This window comes from Brevibacillus aydinogluensis (assembly GCF_961514395.1).
Classification (GTDB): domain Bacteria; phylum Bacillota; class Bacilli; order Brevibacillales; family Brevibacillaceae; genus Brevibacillus; species Brevibacillus aydinogluensis.
This window is the reverse complement of record NZ_OY569118.1, coordinates 2,372,287-2,393,435: the sequence shown is the minus strand read 5'-3', so window position 1 is coordinate 2,393,435 and position 21,149 is coordinate 2,372,287. Positions and strand designations below refer to the sequence as shown.

25 protein-coding genes are annotated in these 21,149 nt (G+C 57.0%); 18 read left to right on the top strand and 7 right to left on the bottom strand.

Going from position 1 to position 21,149, the window contains the following annotated elements; all coding sequences use genetic code 11:
• Positions 1-257: 257 nt before the first annotated feature.
• Positions 258-770 (top strand): MarR family transcriptional regulator, encoded by a 513-nt coding sequence (locus tag Q7F15_RS11775; RefSeq protein WP_212132363.1) that lies wholly within the window; start codon positions 258-260, stop codon positions 768-770.
• The gene (locus tag Q7F15_RS11770; RefSeq protein ID WP_171565636.1) at positions 757-1,956 is read left to right on the top strand and encodes an MFS transporter; all 1,200 of its coding nucleotides are present in this window, start codon (positions 757-759) and stop codon (positions 1,954-1,956) included. The genes Q7F15_RS11775 and Q7F15_RS11770 overlap by 14 nt, the downstream gene beginning before the upstream one ends.
• Before the next feature lie 79 nt (positions 1,957-2,035).
• Here Q7F15_RS11770 and dat read toward each other — a convergent pair whose 3' ends face one another.
• A complete protein-coding gene (dat, locus tag Q7F15_RS11765) occupies positions 2,036-2,887 on the bottom strand; it encodes a D-amino-acid transaminase (protein ID WP_171565635.1) in 852 nt (283 codons plus the stop codon).
• A gap of 296 nt (positions 2,888-3,183) precedes the next feature.
• On the opposite strand from dat, the gene Q7F15_RS11760 reads away from it, so the two are divergent.
• Together Q7F15_RS11760 and Q7F15_RS11755 are read left to right on the top strand one after the other, a co-directional pair.
• Positions 3,184-4,497, top strand: a complete 1,314-nt coding sequence (locus Q7F15_RS11760) for a M28 family peptidase (protein ID WP_304414396.1) — start codon at positions 3,184-3,186, stop codon at positions 4,495-4,497.
• A 381-nt stretch (positions 4,498-4,878) separates the two neighbouring features.
• Positions 4,879-6,873, top strand: coding sequence for a PAS domain-containing sensor histidine kinase (locus tag Q7F15_RS11755; protein WP_304414395.1), 1,995 nt, complete (start codon positions 4,879-4,881; stop codon positions 6,871-6,873).
• Positions 6,874-6,891: 18 nt separating this feature from the next.
• Here the strand turns inward: Q7F15_RS11755 and Q7F15_RS11750 are convergent, their stop codons facing one another.
• Positions 6,892-7,923 carry a hypothetical protein gene (locus tag Q7F15_RS11750; protein ID WP_304414394.1) on the bottom strand — a complete coding sequence of 344 codons (1,032 nt, stop codon included), beginning with the start codon at positions 7,921-7,923 and terminating at the stop codon, positions 6,892-6,894.
• A gap of 198 nt (positions 7,924-8,121) precedes the next feature.
• On the opposite strand from Q7F15_RS11750, the gene Q7F15_RS11745 reads away from it, so the two are divergent.
• The 3 genes from Q7F15_RS11745 to Q7F15_RS11735 all read left to right on the top strand — a co-directional run bounded on the left by Q7F15_RS11745 (position 8,122) and on the right by Q7F15_RS11735 (position 10,271).
• Complete coding sequence (locus Q7F15_RS11745) at positions 8,122-8,679, top strand: NADPH-dependent FMN reductase (protein WP_171565631.1); 558 nt, start codon at positions 8,122-8,124, stop codon at positions 8,677-8,679.
• Between the two features lie 121 nt (positions 8,680-8,800).
• Complete coding sequence (mntR, locus tag Q7F15_RS11740) at positions 8,801-9,229, top strand: transcriptional regulator MntR (RefSeq protein ID WP_171565630.1); 429 nt, start codon at positions 8,801-8,803, stop codon at positions 9,227-9,229.
• 94 nt (positions 9,230-9,323) lie between these two features.
• On the top strand, positions 9,324-10,271 hold the full coding sequence (locus Q7F15_RS11735; protein WP_171565629.1) for a patatin-like phospholipase family protein: 948 nt from the start codon (positions 9,324-9,326) through the stop codon (positions 10,269-10,271).
• A 59-nt stretch (positions 10,272-10,330) separates the two neighbouring features.
• On the opposite strand, the gene Q7F15_RS11730 is transcribed toward Q7F15_RS11735, so the two are convergent.
• Positions 10,331-10,669 (bottom strand): hypothetical protein, encoded by a 339-nt coding sequence (locus Q7F15_RS11730; protein ID WP_171565628.1) that lies wholly within the window; start codon positions 10,667-10,669, stop codon positions 10,331-10,333.
• 37 nt (positions 10,670-10,706) lie between these two features.
• Complete coding sequence (locus Q7F15_RS11725; RefSeq protein WP_304414393.1) at positions 10,707-11,642, bottom strand: DUF1385 domain-containing protein; 936 nt, start codon at positions 11,640-11,642, stop codon at positions 10,707-10,709.
• 136 nt (positions 11,643-11,778) lie between these two features.
• On the opposite strand from Q7F15_RS11725, the gene Q7F15_RS11720 reads away from it, so the two are divergent.
• From Q7F15_RS11720 to efp, 4 genes are all read left to right on the top strand, one after another.
• Complete coding sequence (locus Q7F15_RS11720; RefSeq protein WP_171565626.1) at positions 11,779-12,267, top strand: YqhR family membrane protein; 489 nt, start codon at positions 11,779-11,781, stop codon at positions 12,265-12,267.
• A gap of 100 nt (positions 12,268-12,367) precedes the next feature.
• Entirely contained in the window at positions 12,368-12,808 is a 441-nt protein-coding gene (aroQ, locus tag Q7F15_RS11715; protein ID WP_171565625.1) for a type II 3-dehydroquinate dehydratase, read from the top strand.
• Between the two features lie 37 nt (positions 12,809-12,845).
• Positions 12,846-13,916, top strand: coding sequence for a M24 family metallopeptidase (locus tag Q7F15_RS11710; RefSeq protein WP_304414392.1), 1,071 nt, complete (start codon positions 12,846-12,848; stop codon positions 13,914-13,916).
• A 40-nt stretch (positions 13,917-13,956) separates the two neighbouring features.
• Positions 13,957-14,514 (top strand): elongation factor P, encoded by a 558-nt coding sequence (efp, locus tag Q7F15_RS11705; protein WP_029099452.1) that lies wholly within the window; start codon positions 13,957-13,959, stop codon positions 14,512-14,514.
• An 84-nt stretch (positions 14,515-14,598) separates the two neighbouring features.
• Here the strand turns inward: efp and Q7F15_RS11700 are convergent, their stop codons facing one another.
• The 3 genes from Q7F15_RS11700 to comA are packed head-to-tail and all read right to left on the bottom strand — an operon-like array spanning position 14,599 to position 16,628.
• Positions 14,599-15,063: a DUF441 domain-containing protein gene (locus Q7F15_RS11700; RefSeq protein WP_171565623.1), complete on the bottom strand. Its 465-nt coding sequence runs from the start codon at positions 15,061-15,063 to the stop codon at positions 14,599-14,601.
• Between the two features lie 36 nt (positions 15,064-15,099).
• Positions 15,100-15,816, bottom strand: coding sequence for a 2-phosphosulfolactate phosphatase (locus Q7F15_RS11695; RefSeq protein ID WP_171565622.1), 717 nt, complete (start codon positions 15,814-15,816; stop codon positions 15,100-15,102).
• Entirely contained in the window at positions 15,813-16,628 is an 816-nt protein-coding gene (gene comA / locus Q7F15_RS11690) for a phosphosulfolactate synthase (protein WP_230076847.1), read from the bottom strand. The genes Q7F15_RS11695 and comA overlap by 4 nt, the downstream gene beginning before the upstream one ends.
• A 159-nt stretch (positions 16,629-16,787) precedes the next feature.
• Between comA and Q7F15_RS11685 the strand changes: the two genes are divergently transcribed.
• The 7 genes from Q7F15_RS11685 (at position 16,788) to spoIIIAE (ending at position 21,146) form a co-directional block, all read left to right on the top strand.
• The gene (locus Q7F15_RS11685; protein WP_171565620.1) at positions 16,788-17,051 is read left to right on the top strand and encodes a YqhV family protein; all 264 of its coding nucleotides are present in this window, start codon (positions 16,788-16,790) and stop codon (positions 17,049-17,051) included.
• An 87-nt stretch (positions 17,052-17,138) separates the two neighbouring features.
• Positions 17,139-17,633, top strand: coding sequence for a CD1247 N-terminal domain-containing protein (locus Q7F15_RS11680; RefSeq protein ID WP_171565619.1), 495 nt, complete (start codon positions 17,139-17,141; stop codon positions 17,631-17,633).
• A gap of 211 nt (positions 17,634-17,844) precedes the next feature.
• Positions 17,845-18,807 (top strand): stage III sporulation protein AA, encoded by a 963-nt coding sequence (spoIIIAA, locus tag Q7F15_RS11675; RefSeq protein WP_171565618.1) that lies wholly within the window; start codon positions 17,845-17,847, stop codon positions 18,805-18,807.
• Positions 18,795-19,313: a stage III sporulation protein SpoIIIAB gene (gene spoIIIAB / locus Q7F15_RS11670; protein ID WP_171565617.1), complete on the top strand. Its 519-nt coding sequence runs from the start codon at positions 18,795-18,797 to the stop codon at positions 19,311-19,313. Before spoIIIAA ends, spoIIIAB begins: the two co-directional genes overlap by 13 nt.
• A 16-nt stretch (positions 19,314-19,329) precedes the next feature.
• A complete protein-coding gene (gene spoIIIAC / locus Q7F15_RS11665; RefSeq protein WP_171565616.1) occupies positions 19,330-19,533 on the top strand; it encodes a stage III sporulation protein AC in 204 nt (67 codons plus the stop codon).
• A 14-nt stretch (positions 19,534-19,547) separates the two neighbouring features.
• Entirely contained in the window at positions 19,548-19,937 is a 390-nt protein-coding gene (gene spoIIIAD / locus Q7F15_RS11660; RefSeq protein ID WP_171565615.1) for a stage III sporulation protein AD, read from the top strand.
• An 18-nt stretch (positions 19,938-19,955) separates the two neighbouring features.
• Positions 19,956-21,146, top strand: coding sequence for a stage III sporulation protein AE (spoIIIAE, locus tag Q7F15_RS11655; RefSeq protein WP_171565614.1), 1,191 nt, complete (start codon positions 19,956-19,958; stop codon positions 21,144-21,146).
• Positions 21,147-21,149: the final 3 nt, after the last annotated feature.

Here is a 21,149-nt window from a genome sequence, read left to right as displayed (position 1 = left end):
CGTCGGAGGAAATCAGGCAGACAAATGGACGAATACGGATTAGACAAGCTCTCAGGGGCCAAACCACCGGCTCCTGAGAGCTTTTTTTCATGCTCGTGAGGACAGAAATCTTTTATTAACATGTAAATTATTTGCGAAAACTTATCAACAATGATCATTGACATTATTTTACGGCCGAGGATAAAATAAAATCGTTTACTGGTTAACAATTTTGTGTGAGAAATGTGCACGATAAATCCGAAGGGAGTGCAGGAACAATGTCTGATCTGACACACGAGCTGATTTATGACCAGTATATGAAGCTGCTGCACCTGAACGAACAAAAGGCGGATACCGACATTCAGGAGTTTTTGAACCAGGCGACGGGTGAACAGGGAAAACTCTTGCCCCGAAATATGACGAGCATTCACGTCATTGACTGTATCGGGCAGCATGAACCGATCAACAACAGTGCCATTGCCAAGAAAATGAACTTGTCCAAAGCAAACATTACCAAAATCACGGCAAAATTGCTGGAAGCAGACCTGATTAAACGCTTCCAACTCACGGACAACAAGAAGGAAGTGTATTTTCGGTTGACGCCAAAAGGACGGCAAGTGTTTGAGATGCACGAAGCGATACACAAGCGGAAAGAACAGCAGTTCTACCAGTTTCTTGACCGCTTTACTGAGATGGAGCGGCATGCCATTCTCAAATTCCTCCGAGAACTGACCATGCAAATCAAGGAGGAACTGGCGGAAAGGCAGGGGACCCTCCGTGAAGAGCGCTAACGGTAATGCCGCGTTCATTTTGTATCTGGTTTGTATCAGCGCCTTCTTTGCATCGTTAAACCAAAATATTTACTCGCCGATCATTCCCCTGATCAGGGACTCGTTTCACGTCTCCATGAACCTGGTGAATTTGTCGGTATCGCTGTTTATTTTCGTTACCGCGATCATGCAAATGGTTCTCGGACCGCTCGTAGATCGGAAAGGGGCCCGATTTGTGCTGATCCCGGCCATCCTGTTGACTGTCGTTTCCAGCATCGGGTGCGCTGTCACCAATCAGTTTTCAGTGTTTTTGCTGTTCAGGGTTCTGCAAGCGGCAGGAACTGCTGCTCTCCCGCTTGTTGCCGCAGCGACCATTGGCAGGTTGTTTCAGGGAAGCCAACGCGGAAAAGCGATGGGGACGTATCAAATGCTGCTGTCTGTTGCGCCTGCAGTAGCCCCGGTACTGGGAGGATGGATGGGAGACTGGCATGGCTATCCCGGAATTTTCTGGTTTCTCGCAATCGCTTCCGCCATTCTCCTGGTGGCCCATCAGCTGTTTTTCCCGAAAGATACTCCGGAAGGGAAACAATCTGTCAGGAAAGGCGGGCTTTTGAATCACTATGGCGGCATTTTCACAAACAGGACGGGGAGCTCGATACTGATCTTGAGTTTCCTGTTTTTCTTCGTGTATTTCGCCGTGATCGTATACCTGCCTGTCTTGCTGACGGATCACTATCATGCAAGCCTGAAATTGGTAGGGCTGCTTTATCTGCCGCTGGCGCTAAGCACGATGGCGGGAAGCGCGATCTTTACCTACCTGCAAGCCCGAATTCCGCTCAAGACGCTGAGTGCAGGCGGACACGTCGTAGCGGCAGGCAGCATTCTGCTTTTTGCCGTTACCCATTCATTTTCGTTAATCGGGATGTTTACGGCTCTGGTAATGTACGGGATCTGTGTAGGGGTCATAACTCCTTTGTACTCGACAATGATGGCAAATGAATTTGAGCACAACAGGGGCAGTGCGATGGGACTGTTTAACTTCATCCGGTACATGGGAATGGCCGCCGGACCTGTCGTATCGGGATGGCTGCTGGCGAAAATGGAAGCTGTCGTCGTTTTTGGACTGCTGGGAGTGCTGTTTGCGTTGTTGAGTTGGGGATTGCGGCTGCGGATGCGCCCCCAAAACGTGAACGAGGCTGTCAAATGAGCAGTAAAAAGCAGCGGCTACCCGATACGGATAGCCGCTTCACTTGCGTAGATTGGAAAGCAGGATGTGTTTCAGTGTATTACACGAGCACCTCGGAATAGATGTGCTGCTCGAACAGCTGCTGCAGTTTTTGCACCATCGGGCCTACCTGGCCGCTGCCAACCGGTTGGCCGTCCACGGCGACAATGGGCATCACTTCCGCCGTCGTGCTGGAGAGGAACAGCTCATCCGCCTGCTTGAGGAACTGGATGTCAAACGCCTCCTCATGCACCGGAATGCCGTTTGCCTTTGCCAGGTCGATGACGGTTTGCCGGGTGATGCCGTGCAGAACCAGATTGTCGGCGGGGTGGGTGTACAGGGCGTTGTCCTTGACTGCAAACAGGTTGGAGGCGCTGCACTCGGTAATGATGCCGTTGCGGTGCAAGATCGACTCCTGGGCGCCGGCCTCCTTGGCGTACTGCTTGACCAGCACGGCTCCCAGCAGGTTCAGCGTCTTGATGTCGCAGCGGAGCCAGCGGATGTCTTCCACCAGCTGGGCGGTCAGTCCCTTTTTCTGATCGGCCAGTGGGCGTTCCTTGCGCCGGACAAATCCCATGATGACCGGGCGGATGCCGCTCGGGATATCGTGCAGGCGAGGAGCAACGCCGCGCGTCACCTGCAGGTAGAGGATGGCGTCATCGTCCGTCGTCAGGTTGTTTTTGACGATCAGCTGCTGAGCAATATCTTTCAGTTCTGCCGCCGTCCAAGGCAGGTCCAACTTGATTTCCCGCGCGCTGCGGAACAGACGGGTCAGATGGGCGTCCCACTGATACATTTTCCCTTTGTAAATCCGGACCACCTCATAGATCCCGTCACCAAAGTTGTAGCCGCGGTCTTCCGGGTGTACGGCCAGTTCGTCAGCCTCGACCCACTTGCCATCCACATACAGCATGGCGAAATCCTCCTTCATGATTACACAAAAATTATGACATTTCTTGTTTGCAAAAAACCATCCGACAAATATGCAGCCCCGGCGGCGGACAGGCAAAAATCCGCGTCGAGCAGTAGATGGATTCTCCTTCCACCTTACCAAACTGGGGGACAAGGGTCAATTTGATTTTACGGATGGGCCACAAATCCTGTCGCTCTATGACGCTGTGTGCCCGCATTTGACAAACTATTCTGACTAGACGCTGGCGACAGCCCCTGCCCATAATAAAAACAAACGCCTTGCGAAAGGAGCATGCCATGAGGGCGTATTGCAGATGGACGTTGTTCGCCATGCTGGTCATGAGTTTACATTTGCCGCTTCCAGCAGGGGCGGCGGCCGGAGTGCAGGAACAGATCGACGCCGACAGTCTGTACGATCACGTAGAGCGCCTGTCCCGTCAGCCGCGGGCGGCGGCGACGGAATCGGAGTTTGCCGCCCTCGTCTATGTGGAAGAGCAGCTTCGCCTGTACGGGTACGAGACCAAGCTGCAGCCGTTTTTCTATTACGTGTACAGCCAGCCGACCCAGCTCTCCTTGCGCACGGATGGCTGGCCCGACCGCATGTGGAACGTGACCGCCTTGACACATGGACCAAACGGCAGGGCGGCAGCCGAGATCATTGACGCCGGGAGAGGCACGGCGGCGGAGTTGAGCCGCATACAGGCGGAAGGGAAGATCGTCCTGATCCAGCGGGGAGAGATTCCCTTGGGGGAAAAGGTGCGCAACGCGGCGGCCGTCCAGGCGGCGGGAGTCATTCTCGTCAACGACGACGACGGAGCATGGGACGAACCGCTGGAAGAACCGCTCGACATGGCCGTACCTGCCGTGCTGCTCCCGCGAACGGAAGGGGAACTCCTGCGTCAGCGTCTGCTGGAAAAGGGAAAGGTGTCCGCTGAGCTGAACGTAATCGGCGGTGTCTCCACCCGACGCACGTCGTACAATCTGATCGCGGCGCGAAAGCCAAAGGGGGCAAACACAGGTCAAACGGTACTGGTGACCGCACGCCACGATTCTCCGCCCGCGTCGCCGGGGGCCAACGAGGGAGCGTCCGGCGCGGCCGTGCTGCTGGAGACAGCCCGCCTTCTGGCCAGTCAGCAGGTTGACACGGAAGTGCGTTTCGTCAGTCTGGGAGCGGCTTACGACGGGACGCGGGGGGCTGATGCCTACGTGCGCTCCTTGTCCGAAGCCGAGAAGCAGCAGATCGTCGCTGCGTTCTGCCTCAATGGCGTCGGCAGTGCGGACGCGGGGGAATTGACGGCGGTTACAGCGGACGGACTGCGAAATCTGCCCGCCGATCTGGCAGAGCAGGCGGGGGCCGTTTTTTCCGCCGCTCGACCTGGCGAGTCTGGCATAGGGGGAGAAGCGACCGTGTTTGCCCGCGCCGGGATTCCCGCCGCCGTGCTAGTCGCTCCAGTACCCGCTGACAGAAAGAGGGAGCTCTCGCAGGACACCGTGGACAGAATCAGTCGGGAGCAGCTCAGCCGTACGGCGCAAATCGTCCTGGCCGCCGTGCGCGAGATTGCCGATGAACACACCCCGGCGTATCCGGCGGGCCGACCCGCTCCCAAGTGATGAGGATTGATAGGAAAAGGGAAATACAGACGTTTGCCGTGCCCGCGCAGGTTTTCTAGACGCGGGCGTTTTGTTGCCTTCCGGAAGTAATTGTCAAAATCTGTCGAATGGTAAGGAATGGTCGATTTTTGATAAAAGAGGTATAATTTTCGCGAATGTAAAAAAATTCACTCACTTTGTGCAGAGTGTGAATCAGTGATTCCCGGCAAAGGGAGATGTGGCTGGTGCGGCAATGCGTTTACCGCGATCGTGTCGTGGGCAATCCGGAACAGCAGCGTCACCGTAATGTTTCGCGTCATTTATCGGAAATTTCCGAATAAAATAACATCCCCAACCGCAATACGGGGATGTCCATCAGTTACATCTGTTACGGAGGTTGATATGAAGCAATCCCAAGCGCTGTATCCTTCGTTCTTGGCGGTAATCGCCCTGGCGGTTGTCACCGCCGTGGCACACTGGCCCGTATGGTCTTCCCAAGCCAATGGGAGACTGCTGTTCGGTGTCCTGGAGTTGTTGGAGGTGGCGGCCTTCCTCTTGATCTTGTACCTGCTGCGGCGCGTCCGTCAACTGGAACAGGAAGTCCGCTATCGGGAGCACAGATTCCGCAGCTATTTCGACGCCGTCCCGGACCTCCTGTTCATCAAGAGCAAAACGGGCGATCTTTTATACGTCAATCAAGCGGCCGGGAAATTCTTTGTCGGCGATTGCTCAGCCAGTCCGGAGCTGGTGGGCGTGACGGACCGTTACCGGCAAAGTCTGTTCAGCTGCCGGGAAACCGACGAACTCGTCTTTCGATCGGGAGAACCGTTCCGTCGCGTCGAAGTGTTTGAGCAGCCGGACGGATCGACACGCTTTATCGACCTGGTAAAGGTACCGGTCATGGATCCACTGACCCATAAAGTCTCCCTCCTGATGCTGGGGCGGGACATCACCGACCAGAAGCGGGTGGAAATGGACGGACTGGCCACGAAAGAACTGCTGGAGTCCATTCTGCAGCAAACCCCCGACGCCATCTCGGTGATTGACGTCAACGGCCGCATCAAGCGCATCAACCAGGCGTCAGAAATCATCTTTGGCTACAGCGAAGAAGAATTGATCGACCGGCCGCTGCCGTTCATCCCCACGCATTTGCAGGAAGAAGCCGACTACTACCATCAACAAGTGCTGAATGGCAAGCGCATCATTGGGCTGGAAACGGTCCGCATTCACAAAAACGGCCAACCCCTGCACGTGTCCCTCTCATTGGCGCCGATCTACGACGGCGAGGGGAAAGTGATCGGCATTGTCGGCAGCGCGCGGGACATTACCGAACAGAAGCGCGTGGAGCATCGCCTGCGGGTGAGCGAAGCAAAGTACCGGCTGATCGCCGAAAACATGACCGACATGATCTGCGTGTACGAGGGGAGCGGTGCGGTGACCTACATGTCTCCTTCGCATGAGTCGATTCTGGGGTATCCGCTCGATCAGTTCAATCAGGTGTACGACTTCATGGATCGGGTGCATCCGGATGACCAGAAATCCGTCCGGCAGGCGATTGCGCGCATCGGTCAAACCGGTGAAATGGCTTCGGTCGAATTCCGCTTCCTGCACAACGGCGGCCACTGGGTCAACCTGGAATCTCGCTGCAAACCAATTGTGGATGAGACAGGACGGGTGATCAGTTTTATGATCGTCACCCGCGACATTACGGAGAAAAAGCGGGCAGAAGAACTGCTCCGCCAGTCGGACATGCTTTCTGCCGTCGGGCAGCTGGCGGCGGGAATCGCCCACGAGATCCGCAACCCATTGACTGCGCTGCGCGGCTTTATCCAATTAATGCAGTCGTCCGCTGAAGCCAATCGGTACTGCGGGATCATGCTCTCCGAACTGGATCGGATCAACTTGATCGTCAGCGAACTCTTGTTGTTGGCCAAGCCGCAGGCGGTCAAGTATCAGCAGCGGGAAGTGGGCGGCATCCTGAAAAACGTTCTCTCACTCCTGGACAGCCAGGCCATCTTAAACAACATCCAGATTCACACCCGAATCTCGGAGAATTTGCCGCTCATCACCTGTGAAGAAAACCAGTTGAAGCAAGTCTTCATCAATTTGTGCAAAAATGCCATCGAAGCAATGCCAAACGGGGGACACCTCCGGGTGGAGGCGGAAGAGCTGGACAAAGGCGAGGTGCGAATCAGGATCATTGATACGGGGGGCGGGATCGACCCGGAACAGATTCCGCGCCTGGGCGAGCCCTTTTACACCACCAAGGAAAAGGGGACCGGACTTGGCCTGATGGTCAGCCGCAGGATCATCCAGGAGCACGGCGGCCAAATCGTGGTTTCCAGCGAACCGGGCAAAGGAACGACGGTCGATGTCATCCTCCCCGTCATGGCCTGATGATGCAGCGGGTTGTGCTCACGCGGGCAGTTTGGGACGTGGTTTCCTGCCTTTCCACAACAGGCGCCCCAGCAGCAACAGTCCGCAGTACGTGGCGCTGCTTGCGGCCAGATTGGCTGCCGTGACGCTTACCAGTGGCAGCAGTGCAAACAGACCGGCCCCGGCCAGCATCGCCAGCAGCAGCGGCCCCATGTGCAGATCGTGGCGCACCGCCACGGGCACGGCCATCGCGTAAACGAGTGCGCCCAGGATGAGGCCGGCGTGTCCGAGTGACAACAACAGATGCAGCAGGTCGGCAAACGGCATGAGAGAAGCCAGAATGTGCGCAAGCGGCAAGGCGGCGGAGTGGATGTCGTGCCAGTGAGCCAAAAGGATCGCCTGTCCCAGCAGGGAGGCGAAGAAAAAGAACAGTGTGCCCGCCAACACGCCCGCACGTATCGTGCTCTGGCGGGGCGCGCGGGTGGCAAGCGGCAGGACGACGACCAGACAGACCAGTAAATGCAGGGAGAGGTACAGCACGGCCTGGATCAGCCACAGAGCGTTGAATTGGTATCCGAGCGAAGGAATCGGCACGTGGCGCTGTTCGGCAAACACAAACCCAAGCATTAGCAGTCCGGCGGCAAGTGAGGCGGCTGTCCCCCTAAGGATCGTCGTCCACCCCTGAGAGACAACCACCACGGCGAGGAGCAGGGGGGCGAGCACAAACAGCCAGCTCCACGCACCAGCCATGTGCTGCATTGCCTGCATGCCTGCTGTCGCTCCCGCGTAAGCCAAGAGGGAGAGGTGAATCAACACGGAGAAGGTGGGAGCGAATGTAGGGCCAAACCAGTGCAAAAGCAGATCGTGGAGCGTACGCACCCCCTGGCGATGACAGGAGACCAGCACACGGCAGCCGATCCACCCCAGTCCGATGCTGGCAGCAGCAAGGCCAATCGTCCCCCACGAGCCGAAATAGGCAAAAAAGCGCAGCCATTCATTACCGCTAAAATACGAACCGCCGAGCGCAGCCCCAGCGAACAGGACGGCGATTCGCCATGCGCTTCTGTCCATTCACATCATCCTTTTCCCAGCGTGGAACCCAAATTCGTTCATGCGTCATGAAATCTGTCGCACTGGTACCAATGTATGAGGCACAGAGGCTTGTTCAGAACAGTGTGATTAATGATACATATGTGTTTACAAACTATTAATATATGGATATACTGTATGAAGGTACTTTAGACAACTCCCCCATTTGAGGTGAATAAGATGAAAATTGTCGGCATTGCTGGCAGCATGAACGCGCAGTCAACAACCAAACTGGCGGTAGAGATCGTGTTGAAGGCCGCCCGGGAAGCGGGAGCGGAAACGGAATTGATTCACCTGGCCGAATGGCCGATGCCGGTCTACGACAATCGCGATGACGCCTCCACGTATCCGGAGACGGTGCATCGTTTTGTGCAAAAGGTATCGGAAGCGGACGGGCTGGTGATTGGTTCGCCGGAGTACCACGGCAGCATCACTGGCGCCTTGAAAAACGCGCTCGACTTTTTGGAAGGGCGCCATTTGCGCGACAAGCAGGTAGCCATTCTTGGCGTGGCAGGAGGCAGCATGGGCGCGACCAATACGGTAAACACCCTGCAGGTGATCATGCGCAATCTGCACGCCTGGCCTCTGCCGTCCAGCCCGAGCATTCCCAGCGCCTACGACGCCTTTGCGCCGGACGGGACGCTGAAAGATCCGCGTTTGCAGGAACGCATGGAGACGCTCGGCCGGGAACTGGTACGGTACGTGCGGGCGATGAACGCGGAAAAACAGCCGCAGTAGGCAGGTTTTTCTTGCAACCGTCGCGCTTTCCACGGTATTATGTTTTTACGTGCGTTTGAAAAGCCTTGGCCACAAGGTTTTTCATCCCGCCTGAAATACCGTGTGGAAACGAGGGATTCACATGCCAACTCCCAGTATGGAAGACTATTTGGAACGCATTTACACTTTAATCGAAGAAAAAGGTTACGCCCGTGTCTCCGATATCGCGGAAGCGTTGGAAGTGCATCCCTCATCCGTTACCAAGATGGTCCAGAAGCTGGACAAAGACAACTACCTGGTCTATGAAAAATACCGCGGCCTGGTGCTGACGCCAAAAGGCAAGAAAATCGGCAAGCGCCTGGTGGATCGTCACAGTCTGCTGGAAGAGTTCATGCGCGTCATCGGCGTGGACGAGGAGCACATCTATCGGGACGTGGAAGGGATCGAGCACCATCTCAGCTGGGAGTCGATCACCTGCCTGGAGTATCTCGTCCAGTATTTTCACGCCGACCCGTCGCGTATTGAGGAGCTGCGCCGTATCCGACAGGAAGACGAGCAAAAGGAAGAATAACTGCACTGACGCAAGCCTGACCGGCTTGCGTTTTTTGTCGTAATCGACAAGCCACCTCCCTATATTTGATAAGGAGGGAAGGGAAGGTGAGAGCATGCAGGCGGACGCGGTGTTTGAGGGCGGCGGAGTGAAAGGGATTGCCTTTATCGGAGCGCTGCAGGTGATGGAGGAGCACGGCTATACGTGGAAGAACCTGGCCGGCACGTCGGCGGGCTCGTTTGTCGCCGCTCTGCTCGGGGCGGGTTACAAGAGCGGAGAGCTCAGGCCTGTGTTTGAGCGGCTGGACTATCTGCATTTTCTCGAGCGGCGCGGCCTCGGTCGGCTGCCGGTCATCGGTCCATTGTACGAATTGTTCGTGCGGCAGGGGATGTACCGGACCAACCGGATTGAAAGGTTTATGGACGAATTGCTGCGGAAAAAAGGCATACGCACCTTTGGGGATCTGCCTCCGGGCAAGCTCAGGATCATCGCGTCCGACATCACGGCGGGAAAAATGCTGGTTTTGCCGGACGATCTCGTCCAGTTTGACATCGTCCCGGAGGAATTCCCGATCGCCCGGGCCGTCCGCATGTCGTGTTCGCTGCCGTATTTCTTTCAGCCGGTCCGGTTGCAGCAAAACGGGGAACCGCACTATATCGTGGACGGCGGGCTGCTGAGCAATTATCCGGTCTGGCTGTTTGACGTTCCCGGAAAGCCGCGCTGGCCGACAATCGGGTTTCGCCTGCACAGTAAACGGGTGGAGCGGGAAGCGTACCGGATTCGGGGCCTTTTTTCGTTTACCCGCAGCCTGATCACCACGATGCTGGACGCCCACGACCGGCTGTATGTGGAGCGGGCGCAGGCAGTACGGACGATCTTCATTCCGACGCTGGGGGTGCGGACCACGCATTTCGGCCTTCCTCCCGAGCTGCGCGCAGCCCTGATACGTTCGGGGGAAGAGGCGGCCCGCCAGTTTCTGGCCAAATGGAACTTCGAGCAGTACGTCGAAGTATTCCGCAGCATACCGCCAGGACCAAACAAAAAAACAGGCTGCCTCGTATAGGCAGCCTGTTTTGCATAAACGGACGGAATACGAATCGGGTAGAAGTGTTTTGCCTGATGTTACTGCGAGATGTGGTTCTTTGGGTCGCTCTCGTTCTGCTTGTTCTTTGCCCTGCTTTTGGCTCCTTCGATCACACGGAACGGGTGGTTTTTGCGGCTTGCCGGCGACGACTTTTTCATCGTCGGGCGCGGTGCGGTTTTAGGCTTCGGCTGTTTGTGCCGGTAGGCAGAGGAGAAAACCGAGCCGCTTCGCAGGTAGTTTCGCACTGCCACAAACAGCAGCACGGACAAGCCGATCACGATCAAGGTGCCGACAGGATTGTCGATGACCTGCCTCAGAAAGCCGTAGGCGGCCAACAGCAGCAACGCGACGATGATAGGGGGGATGTGGCGTAACATAGGGCTTCACCTCAATGGTATTCTATATGCCTCAACGTTATCCGGCGGAGATGAGTCGCTCTTTGCCTGCGACCTGATCCCGTTCCCGCATTTTGAGAAACGCGGCGATCGCCACTTCCACCTGGCTGTCGTCCGGTTCGCGGGTCGTGATTTTTTGCAGCCACAGTCCTGGGTAACCCAAATAGCGGAGGATCGGTGTATCGCGCAATTTGTTGGTCCACTGCAGAACTTCGTACGATACCCCGATTACCAGAGGCAGGAGTACGATGCGCTGCACCACGCGATCCCACAGTGTTTCGTAGGTGAACAGCGAGTAGATGATGACCCCGACGATCACCGTAAAGATCAGAAAGCTGCTGCCGCAGCGGTAGTGCAGGGTGGAAAATTTTTGCACATTCTCTACTGTCAATTCTACCCCGGATTCAAACGCGTTAATCACCTTGTGTTCGGCTCCGTGGTATTGAAACAGACGTTTGATGATCGGTGCCTGCGCGATCGCTGTAATGTAGCCGAGCAAGAGCAGGAGTTTGATCACACCTTCCGCCAGGTTTTGGGGAATCCCCGCCGGCACCCACTGTCCGAGCAAAAACTGGGCGAGAAAGACCGGCACCAGCGTGAAGGCAAACTTGCCGAACAAGAACGATAGCACCCCGACCACGGCTACGCCGAGCACCATTTGCAGCTTGGACGGTCCTGAGTCCACGTCGTCGTCCGATTCCATGCTGTACCGTTCGGTAGCGAAATTCAGATGTTTGGCTCCGTTTGCGCTGGCTTCGATCAAGCCGACGATACCGCGGACAAAGGGGATTTTTTTCAAGCTGTTTGCCCATTTATATTCCGAACGCGGAGCTTCGTAATACTCGATTTCCTGATTTTTCCTGCGGATGGCAGTGACGGTCACTCGTTTGCCGCCAAACATGACGCCTTCGATGACGGCCTGCCCGCCGTAACTGGGTACGTTTTGCTGCGCCAATCCTATCACCTTCCTTACCACATATTGTACCGGAAACGGCACGCGCAGGCTATAAGCAGTTCACACGCTGCCATTCAATTGTCAACAATTAGTGAAAACCGGAACTGCGGCGCATACTACACCTGAGGTGATGCACATGGACGCAACCAGGACACAAAAGGCGGAACAGCAGGGCACGGCAGGCTTGTCGGCCGGGCAGCAGGGCAGTGCAAAAGCGCTGGCGCTCGCCAAGGTGGGAGAAGTGGCTTTCTGGGGGACGGTTGTGTGGGGGCTGATCCGCGCTGCCGCCCATTATCTGAACTTCACACCATACGGCGTGGAAGCGTTCGCCCGGCCGATTCTCGGCATGGTGAGGGCAAACTCCTGGGCGGGCGTCGGACTGGGGGCGCTGATGCTGCTCGTGGAGACGATCGTGGCCGTCTTCTTGTATTCGCTAGTGTTCGGCAAAATCCGCTTGTGGTGGTTCGGGTTGCTGTACGGCCTGATCCTTTTTGCCGTGGCAGGGTACTTCTTTCGCATCGGCAATTGGAATCAAGCGACGCTCAGCACCGAACTGGCCTGGTATCTGTCATTCGGCCTGTTTGCCGGGATGTCGATCTCGCTGGAGCAATCAGACAAAGCCTGATGCTGTTCAAGCCCTTCCTCTGTGTGGTAAAATATTTCTCTAGTAAAAATCTTTTTACAAAAAGATGTTCAACTGAATCTCACACGGGGAGGAATGGACGATGGTATCCGTCCTGCTGCTGAACGGCCCGAACCTCAACCTCCTGGGGAAGCGGGAACCTGACGTGTACGGAAGCGAGACGCTGGACGACGTGCTTGCTCGGCTGGAAAAAGTGATGGAGGAACTGGGCGGCAGGCTGGAACACTGTCAGTCCAACCATGAAGGCGTCTTGATCGACGCCATTCACCGGGCCAAAGGGGTGCACGACGGCATCGTGATCAATCCCGGCGCCTTCACCCATTACAGCTACGCACTGCGGGACGCGCTGGCAGGGGTGGCGCTGCCGACGATCGAGGTACATATTTCCAACGTTCACGCCCGCGAGCCGTTCCGCCATCAGTCTGTCATTGCGCCGGTCGTGCTGGGACAGGTGGTCGGACTGGGAACGGACGGATACGAATGGGCGCTGCGCGCACTGGTCCGCAAACTGACGCAGGGATAAAGGCACGGAAGAACAAAAAATCAAAGGGGAGAGGGTCATGGAACAACGGCTTGTGAGACTTCGCGACGCCTTGTCGCAGCTCGGCGCAGATGCGCTGATTACGGAAAAGAAGGAAAACCGGTTTTACTTGAGCGGCTTTACCGGCTCCACCGGCTGGGTGATCGTGACGGAAAAAGAGGCATTTCTCGTCACTGACTTCCGCTACATCGAGCAGGCGCAGGAGCAGGCGCCCCATTTTCGTGTGGTCAACAACGAACGCAAACCGGTGGAAGCGATCGCCCGCGTGCTGAAGGAAGCGGGCGTAAAGCGGCTTGCCTTTGAGAGCAGCGTGTCGTTTGGCACCTATCAGGAATGGAGCAAGGCGTTTGACGGTGTCGAGCTTGTGCCGACGAGCGGTCTGATGGAAAAACTGCGCATGTACAAGGACCCCTCCGAGCTGGCGATCATCCGCGAAGCAGTGCGCATCGCCGACGAGGCGTACCAGCATATTCAGGGCTACATCAAACCAGGCGTCCGCGAGGTGGACGTGGCGTTGGAGCTGGAGTTTTTCATGCGCAAACGCGGTGCGGAAGCTGCTGCGTTTGACATCATCGTGGCGTCCGGTGTGCGCGGGGCACTGCCGCACGGGCGAGCCAGCGAGAAGGTCATCCAGGCGGGCGAAATGGTCACGCTGGACTTCGGTGCGGCCTACAAAGGATACAACTCCGACATCACCCGCACCCTGTCCGTCGGGGAACCGGACCCCAAGCTGAAGGAGATTTACGACATCGTCCTGCGCGCCCAGATCGCCGGCGTAGCGGCCTTGAAACCGGGTGTGACCGGCAAGGAAGCGGATGCTGTCACGCGCGAGATCATCACTGCCGCGGGCTACGGAGACGCGTACGGACACAGCGCGGGTCACGGCCTGGGCGTGGAAGTGCATGAGCTGCCCAATCTGTCGACGGTGAGTCCCTTCGTGCTGGAACCGGGCATGCTGGTCACGATGGAGCCGGGCATCTACATCAGCGGCCTTGGCGGGGTGCGCATCGAGGACGACGTGCTGATCACCGCGGACGGCCACGAGGTACTGACATCCTCGACGAAAGAGTTGCTCATTTTGCCGGTCTAATTTATACTAGTTGTGTTATTCGTTGATTGGGAGGACTACCATGATTTCTGTGAACGACTTTCGTACTGGTTTGACCATCGAAGTAGATGGCAACATTTATCAGGTAATCGAATTCCAACACGTAAAGCCCGGGAAAGGTGCAGCTTTCGTTCGTTCCAAGCTGCGCAACCTGCGCAACGGCAACATCACGGAAATGACGTTCCGTGGCGGTGAAAAGGTGAACCCGGCCCGTATTGAAACGTCGACAATGCAGTACCTGTACAACAGCGGTGACGAGTACACCTTCATGAATACCGAGACGTACGAGCAGATCACGTTCACGCGTCAGCAAATTGAGCGCGAACTGAAATTCCTCAAGGAAAACATGAACGTACAGATCATGCAGTACAACGGTGAGACCATCGGTATTCAACTGCCGAACACGGTTGAACTGGTAGTGACCGAGTGCGAGCCGGGCGTAAAAGGCGACACTGCGTCCAACGTGACGAAAAAGGCAACGCTGGAAACCGGCTTTGTGGTCAACGTGCCGCTGTTCGTAGAAGAAGGCGACAAGCTGATCATCGACACGCGCACGGAACAATACGTTTCCCGCGCATAAACGCGGATGTTTGCACGAAAGGCTGTACCCAAACAGGGTACAGCCTTTTTTCTTTGCCGGATTGTCAACACACTGAGCGGACGGTTACGTCCGTCCGCCAAACCACTCACAGAGCTTGAGAACAAATGCGGTGATGCCCGCCGCCATCAAGGGCCCGACAGGGATGCCGCGCAAAAAGACGATGCCAAAAATGGAGCCAATCACCAGACCGACGATGATGTGCGGCTCGGCGCGCAGCAGGTCAAGCCCCTTTCCGTTCATCCACGTGGCGATGGCGCCGCCTGCCATGGCGAGCAGGCCCATCACTGTCGTAAACAACGGCGTTACATCCCGCCAGGAAATCTTTTCGTTGGCGAACGGCACCAGCACGGAGATGGTCAAAAACAACAGGCCCAGTTCCAGCCCGCGCCGTTCGACGGCGGGAAAAAATCGCTCCAGTGCGGTCAGTTTTAACACCAGCAGGATGCTGGCGGCTGTGGCGATGATCGGCGATCGTCCGAGCAGCCCGATCACGATCAGGATGACAAGCATCACTTCTCCTGGCATCATCGGCATCAAAACCCCTGTCCCTGTTCTGCTTACACTTTATGAGACAAGGGTTGGGAGTATGCGTCGATCCTTCACCACCGGAACCAACTGGTAGCGGTCGATCTGGGAGCAGAAGCGGATGTCTTCCTCGCAGTGGTGCTGGGTCAGCCGTTTGCCCGTGGTGGTGCGAGCCATCACCTCTTCCAGCCGGTCGCATACGTACAGATAGCTCGCTTTCAGCGCCTCCCCCAGGTCACACACCTGGATGTGGGGGCGCATTTGTTGTGCTGTGTGGATCATCAGGCCGGCGGCCAGTCCGTCCTCCAGGGCGAACTCGGAGCGAGTGCCGGCACAGTACAGCGTGATGTCCAGTTTGTGCGACAGGGCGTACCGGATACAGGAGGTGGCATTCAAAAAACAGCCGATGACAAGAACCTGGGCCCGCTCGGCTTTTTGAATCGCGCGAGTGCCGTTGGTCGTGGTGAGAACCAACTGCCGTCCGGCACGGGTCTGTCGGGCCAGCTCAGTCGGCGAATTGTTGCAGTCGAAATCGGCGATCTTGCGGCAGTGCCGTTCACCGGCAAGAACGCTTTCGGCCGAGCGCAGCGCGTGGGCCTGGCCGATCGTCTCCACCGGGAGGACCTCTTGAAATCCGCTGCCTAAAGCGGTGACGATCGTGCTGGAGGCACGCAGCACGTCGATCACCACGACGACGCGGTTGCTGATTTGATCAAAACGTATCTCCTCCACGGTCGGCACCACCGCTATTCTCATGGAGCGATCCTCCTTCCCTCCAGCAAAGCCGCCGTATCCGCCCGCAAGCCCCGGCGCAGGGTCTCCACGGCGAGGATGTCTGTATAGGCGACGTTTCCCAAATTGACGTCACACCCCAGGGTGCGGATCAAGGCCACCTGCTGTTCCTTGTGCGGCGCCTCCCAGATCAGCCGACAGGCAAGGTCCCCGGCCGCCTGGGCGATCTCCTGCACAAACGCGTGATCCACCATGCCTTCGCAGTCAAACACGCCGACCGTTCCGCTCTCCCGCGCTTCCACGATCACGTAGCTGGCGCCCGCGCGCACATCCTGTTCCAGCGTGCGCAGCAGATCGTCGCGTTCCGCCCGGAAATGGGCTGCTTTTTTGCCAAATTCCGTGTATACCGTCAACCCCGCGTCTGCCGCAGCAGCGATTGCCCGACGGCGCATGTCGTCAGAGAGCGGAAAGGTTCCGTCGGAAATCTCCACCGCGTTGAAACCGAGGTCAAGCAGCCTGGCCATGTACGCTTCCGGTGACGAATGGCGGATGGCAATCTCAAACAGGGTGCCGCCCGGCATGATGTGCAGGTCAAGTGCCTTGGCGAGCGCCACTTTTTGGTACAGAACACCGGCGGGATAGAGCGTCGAAGTGCCAAACCCCAGTTTGTAAATGTCGATATACGGCGCGGCCAGTTCCATCAGATCTTGAAAGGTGTTCAGCCCAAGCCCTTTGTCGATGACCATGGTCAATCCGCGGGAGCGCGGTTTGGATTGCCGCTCGCCAAACGGATCAGACCAGCTCACGGGCCAGAATGGGATGTCGCTGTCTAGCATTGGCGGTTTCCTCATTTCTTTTTAGGCGTTTGCTTCAGTGTATGTAGGCGGCCGAAAAGGAGTGAGCCAACCGCCCATAGGCTATTGCCCAGCCAAAAGGTGTGATGAAACCGGCGAGGACGGGCATAGAGTGAGGAAGAGGAGGGAGGACGAGGCTGGATGTGGGAAAAAGCAATACTCGGGATGGCTGCGCTCAGGATGATGTCCGGAACGCTTGAACTGTTGGTCGCCCTGCTGATCTTGAAGGTGAACCAAGTGGAAAAGGCCCTGCTGATCAACTCCAGTCTGGCAATCGTTGGGCCGCTGGTGCTGCTGACGACCACGACCGTCGGGTTGATCGGCATGTCGGACCGGATCAGTTTCACCAAAATTGCCTGGATCTTCCTCGGCATCGTCTGCATCTTTATCGGCGTGCGCAAGTAAGCGGACATGTTCGGCAGATTGGATTGGTAACCAGAACGTCTTTCGGGAACAATAGGGCAAGCACCGGTTAGAGGAGGGAAGCCCATCATGTTGGAAACGTTGGAAAACCGCATTGCCTATCTGCGCGGATTGGCGGAAGGACTGGACATACAGGAGAACAGCCGAGAGGGAAAGATTCTCGCGGAGATGATTGAACTGGTCGACGACATCTACGGTGCGTTCCGCGAGCTGCACGCCCGCGTGGAAGAAACGGAGCGTTACGCGGAGGCCATCGACGAAGACCTGGAAGACGTGGAGCTGTACCTGTTCAACGACGATGAGGCCCTGTACGAGACCGTAGAGGACTGTTCCGTGGATGGGCAGGCAGCGTACGAGTCATTCGCCGATCACGATGACGATGAGGATGCGCATTTGTACGAGACAGGAGAGCGTGATCACGTCTTGTCGTCGCACGCCCTTGAGTGTCCATCCTGCCGGGAGGTTCTCTTTTTTCACGAAGGTGTGGACGGTGAAGGCTACCACCACTACATCGTCGAGCCGTATCGCGACGAAGCCGAGTACGAGCCGATCAACCCGACATGAGTACATCGATTCCGGCAGACATACGAGCTCGCGGCCGGATTTGCCGGTCAATCTGGCTTGTCTCTTCGCATGCGCGTCTGCCGTTTGGCGCTTGCCCTGCGGCAGGCGTTTTTTCTTGGCATAAAACTCGTCCATGGGCGCATAGGATGGAGGTAAGTCAAAGTGGACAAAGGCTGGCACCACCCGCCAGCCGCAAAAGGAGGGGACGATGGTGAAGGAGATCATGGCGATTTTGCCGGCGTCCGTCCGCAGCATTCTGACAGCGCTGCCCTCCGCCGTCAGAGAGCATCTGGAGGAGATACGCCTTAGGCAAAATCAGCCGATGGAAATACGTTACGGACAGCAGTCCAGCTATGTGACGCCTTCCGGCCAGCTGACCGCGATTGCCAGACAGGGGTGGATCTTTTCAGAGGAGCAGGCGGTCAAGCTGCTCAACCAGGTGAGCCAACACTCGCTATACGCGCTGGAAGAAGAGCTGAAGCGGGGATACATCACCGTCGTCGGCGGCCATCGCATCGGCATCGCCGGCAAAGTGGTGATGGAGAAGGGAGAAGTAAAAGGCATCCGCGACGTCACCAGCTTCAACATCCGCATCGCCCGCGAGAAAAAAGGAGCGGCACACCGCGTGCTTCCGTTTCTGTTCGAGAATGGACGCGTGCACAACACCCTGATCATTTCTCCCCCGCAGTGCGGAAAAACGACGCTGCTGCGCGATATCGCCCGTTCTTTAAGCTACGGCAACGAATGGGCGTCCAGCCGGAAAGTCGGCATTGTGGACGAGCGTTCCGAATTGGCCGGCTGCCTCAACGGCGTGCCGCAGCGGGACGTCGGACCTCGCACCGATGTGCTGGATGCTTGTCCCAAAGCAGTCGGGATGATGATGCTGATTCGCTCGATGTCGCCAGATGTGCTGATCGTCGACGAAATCGGCCGGACCGAAGACGGAGAGGCGGTGTGGGAGGCAATTCACGCCGGGGTAGCGGTCATCTGCACCGCGCACGGCGCCGACGTCAGCGAAGTGGCTCAGCGACCAACACTGGGCAGGTTGATCCAGTACGGCGCGTTTTCCCGCTACATCCTGCTCAGCAGGACAAATGGCGTAGGGACGGTCGAAGCGGTTTACGATGGCAGCCTGACTCGGGTGGATAGGGAGAAAATCGCATGGTTAAGCTGATTGGCGCCGTGTTGATTTTGTTCTCCGCGTCCATGATCGGCTGGCAGATCGGCCGCAATTACGCGTTTCGTCCCGTGCAGCTGCGCGCCCTGCTGGTCGCCTTGCAGATGCTGGAGACGGAAATCGTGTACGGTCTGACCCCCCTGCACCGTGCCTTCGTCAAAATTGGACATCGCGTACCGGACGAGGTGGGCCGTCTGTTTTTGACTGCGGCCGAGCTGTTGATCACCGAGCGGGCCCAGACGGCGGAAGACGCCCTCCGGCAGGCGATCGACGCACATTGGCCGCAGACAGCACTGCGCAGGCAGGAACGAGATGTGTTGAGCAGCCTGGGGCAGGTTCTCGGCTCGTCCGACCGGGAAGACCAGCAGAAACATTTGCGCCTTGCCGTCACCCATTTGCGCGGGCTGGAAGAAGAGGCGCGCGCAGAGCAAGGGAGGTACGAAAAGATGTACAAAAGCCTCGGCTTCCTGTGCGGCCTGCTGGTCGTCATCCTGATGTTCTAAAGGCGAGGTGTTCACAGTGGATTTTGATTTGACACCTGTTTTTCAGATCGGGGCGGTTGGGTTTATCACGGCCATTCTGCACACGGTGCTGAAGCAGGCGGGCAAGGAAGACATCGCGCACTGGGCGACGCTGGTGGGGTTCATCATCGTGCTGTACATGGTGGCTCACTTTATTGGTGACCTGTTTTCCGAGGTAAAACGCGTCTTCCTGTTCAACTGAGGAGGGAAGGCAGAATGGAAATCGTGCAGATCGTCGGGCTGGGACTGGTGGCTACGATTCTCGCGCTGGTCATCAAGGAGCAGAAGCCGATGTTCGCCTTTCTTCTGGCGCTTGCCAGCGGCGTGTTCATCTTCTACTTTCTCATCGGCAAGATCGCCGAAGTGATCCGCATTCTCGAGAAATTGGCCGTGCAGGCTGATCTGAATCTCGTCTTTCTGGAAACGATCCTCAAAATCATCGGAATTGCCTACATTGCCGAATTTGGCGCTCAAATGACGCGGGATGCGGGCCAGGGAGCAATCGCTTCCAAAATTGAGCTGGCGGGCAAGGTGCTGATTCTGGTCATGGCCGTTCCGATCATTCAAATCATCATCGAAACCGTGATTAACCTATTGCCGGCGTAAGGGAGAGGAGGGATGCAGATGCGTGTGGCGCGTGCAGGCTTGTCGGTCATCCTGCTGATTCTGCTGGTGGTGCTGCCGGCCGTCACCGTATCGGCTTCACCCGCTCCCGCCGCCCAGACCATCGACGAATTGGTCAAGGATCAAGCGGACGGCCTCGAGTTGGATCGTGTGGAGCAGTTTTGGCGGCAGCTCCAGCGCGAGTACAAGGGCTACCTGCCCGACGTGAAAGCACCTGGCTTCATCCAATTGCTGATGCAGCAAGGGGAGCTCAGCATCACGGGGTTTCTCAAGGGCATGGCCAAATTCTTCCTTCACGAGATTTTGATGAACGGCAAACTGCTCAGCTCGATCATCATCATCACCGTGTTTGCGATGATCCTGGAAACGATGCAAAACGCGTTTGAACGGAACACGGTCACCATCGTCGCCTACTCCATTGCCTATCTGGTGCTGATGGTGCTGGCAATCAACAGCTTTCACGTGGCCATCACCTACGCCAAGGACGCGATCAACAACATGTCCGACTTCATGCTGGCGATGATTCCCCTGGTGATAGCCCTGCTCGCCTCCGTGGGCAACCTGGCGTCGGCGACGATGTTTCATCCGCTGATTATCTTCATGATCAACACCAGCGGGCTGTTCATTTCCGCGATCATTTTCCCGCTGCTGTTTCTGTCCGCCATGCTGTCCATCGCCAGCCTGTTTTCGGAGCGGTACCAGGTGACACAGTTGGCGACGCTGCTGCGAAATATTGCGATGGGAGCGCTGGGCTCGTTTTTGACGATGTTCCTCGCCGTCATCTCCATCCAGGGGGCGACCTCGGCGGTGGCGGACGGGGTGACGCTGCGGACGGCCAAATACCTCACCGGCAACTTCATCCCCATCGTGGGACGGATGTTTTCCGACGCCGCCGACACCGTGCTGAATGCGTCGCTCCTGGTAAAAAACGCAGTCGGTCTGGCGGGCGTGCTGATCCTCGTCATCCTGTGCGCGTTTCCGGCCATCAAAATCCTGGTGCTGGCCCTGATCTACAATCTCTCGTCGGCGGTGCTGCAGCCGCTTGGCAACAGCCCGATCATCAGTGCGCTCGGGACGATCGGCAAAAGCCTCGTGTTCGTCTTTGCCGCTCTGGCAACGGTGGGTCTGATGTTTTTTCTCGCCATTACCATCATCATCGCGGCCGGCAACATCTCCATGATGGTTCGGTAGGTG

Excerpts from the sequence above, each read along its gene's own strand:
- Q7F15_RS11775 (WP_212132363.1), top strand. The coding sequence starts at position 258 with ATGTCTGATCTGACACACGAGCTGATTTATGACCAGTATATGAAGCTG.
- dat (WP_171565635.1), bottom strand. The coding sequence starts at position 2,887 with ATGCTGTATGTGGATGGCAAGTGGGTCGAGGCTGACGAACTGGCCGTA.
- Q7F15_RS11760 (WP_304414396.1), top strand. The coding sequence starts at position 3,184 with ATGAGGGCGTATTGCAGATGGACGTTGTTCGCCATGCTGGTCATGAGT.
- Q7F15_RS11755 (WP_304414395.1), top strand. The coding sequence starts at position 4,879 with ATGAAGCAATCCCAAGCGCTGTATCCTTCGTTCTTGGCGGTAATCGCC.
- Q7F15_RS11750 (WP_304414394.1), bottom strand. The coding sequence starts at position 7,923 with ATGGACAGAAGCGCATGGCGAATCGCCGTCCTGTTCGCTGGGGCTGCG.
- Q7F15_RS11745 (WP_171565631.1), top strand. The coding sequence starts at position 8,122 with ATGAAAATTGTCGGCATTGCTGGCAGCATGAACGCGCAGTCAACAACC.
- mntR (WP_171565630.1), top strand. The coding sequence starts at position 8,801 with ATGCCAACTCCCAGTATGGAAGACTATTTGGAACGCATTTACACTTTA.
- Q7F15_RS11735 (WP_171565629.1), top strand. The coding sequence starts at position 9,324 with ATGCAGGCGGACGCGGTGTTTGAGGGCGGCGGAGTGAAAGGGATTGCC.
- Q7F15_RS11730 (WP_171565628.1), bottom strand. The coding sequence starts at position 10,669 with ATGTTACGCCACATCCCCCCTATCATCGTCGCGTTGCTGCTGTTGGCC.
- Q7F15_RS11720 (WP_171565626.1), top strand. The coding sequence starts at position 11,779 with ATGGACGCAACCAGGACACAAAAGGCGGAACAGCAGGGCACGGCAGGC.
- aroQ (WP_171565625.1), top strand. The coding sequence starts at position 12,368 with ATGGTATCCGTCCTGCTGCTGAACGGCCCGAACCTCAACCTCCTGGGG.
- Q7F15_RS11710 (WP_304414392.1), top strand. The coding sequence starts at position 12,846 with ATGGAACAACGGCTTGTGAGACTTCGCGACGCCTTGTCGCAGCTCGGC.
- efp (WP_029099452.1), top strand. The coding sequence starts at position 13,957 with ATGATTTCTGTGAACGACTTTCGTACTGGTTTGACCATCGAAGTAGAT.
- Q7F15_RS11700 (WP_171565623.1), bottom strand. The coding sequence starts at position 15,063 with ATGATGCCAGGAGAAGTGATGCTTGTCATCCTGATCGTGATCGGGCTG.
- Q7F15_RS11695 (WP_171565622.1), bottom strand. The coding sequence starts at position 15,816 with ATGAGAATAGCGGTGGTGCCGACCGTGGAGGAGATACGTTTTGATCAA.
- comA (WP_230076847.1), bottom strand. The coding sequence starts at position 16,628 with ATGCTAGACAGCGACATCCCATTCTGGCCCGTGAGCTGGTCTGATCCG.
- Q7F15_RS11685 (WP_171565620.1), top strand. The coding sequence starts at position 16,788 with ATGTGGGAAAAAGCAATACTCGGGATGGCTGCGCTCAGGATGATGTCC.
- Q7F15_RS11680 (WP_171565619.1), top strand. The coding sequence starts at position 17,139 with ATGTTGGAAACGTTGGAAAACCGCATTGCCTATCTGCGCGGATTGGCG.
- spoIIIAB (WP_171565617.1), top strand. The coding sequence starts at position 18,795 with ATGGTTAAGCTGATTGGCGCCGTGTTGATTTTGTTCTCCGCGTCCATG.
- spoIIIAD (WP_171565615.1), top strand. The coding sequence starts at position 19,548 with ATGGAAATCGTGCAGATCGTCGGGCTGGGACTGGTGGCTACGATTCTC.
- spoIIIAE (WP_171565614.1), top strand. The coding sequence starts at position 19,956 with ATGCGTGTGGCGCGTGCAGGCTTGTCGGTCATCCTGCTGATTCTGCTG.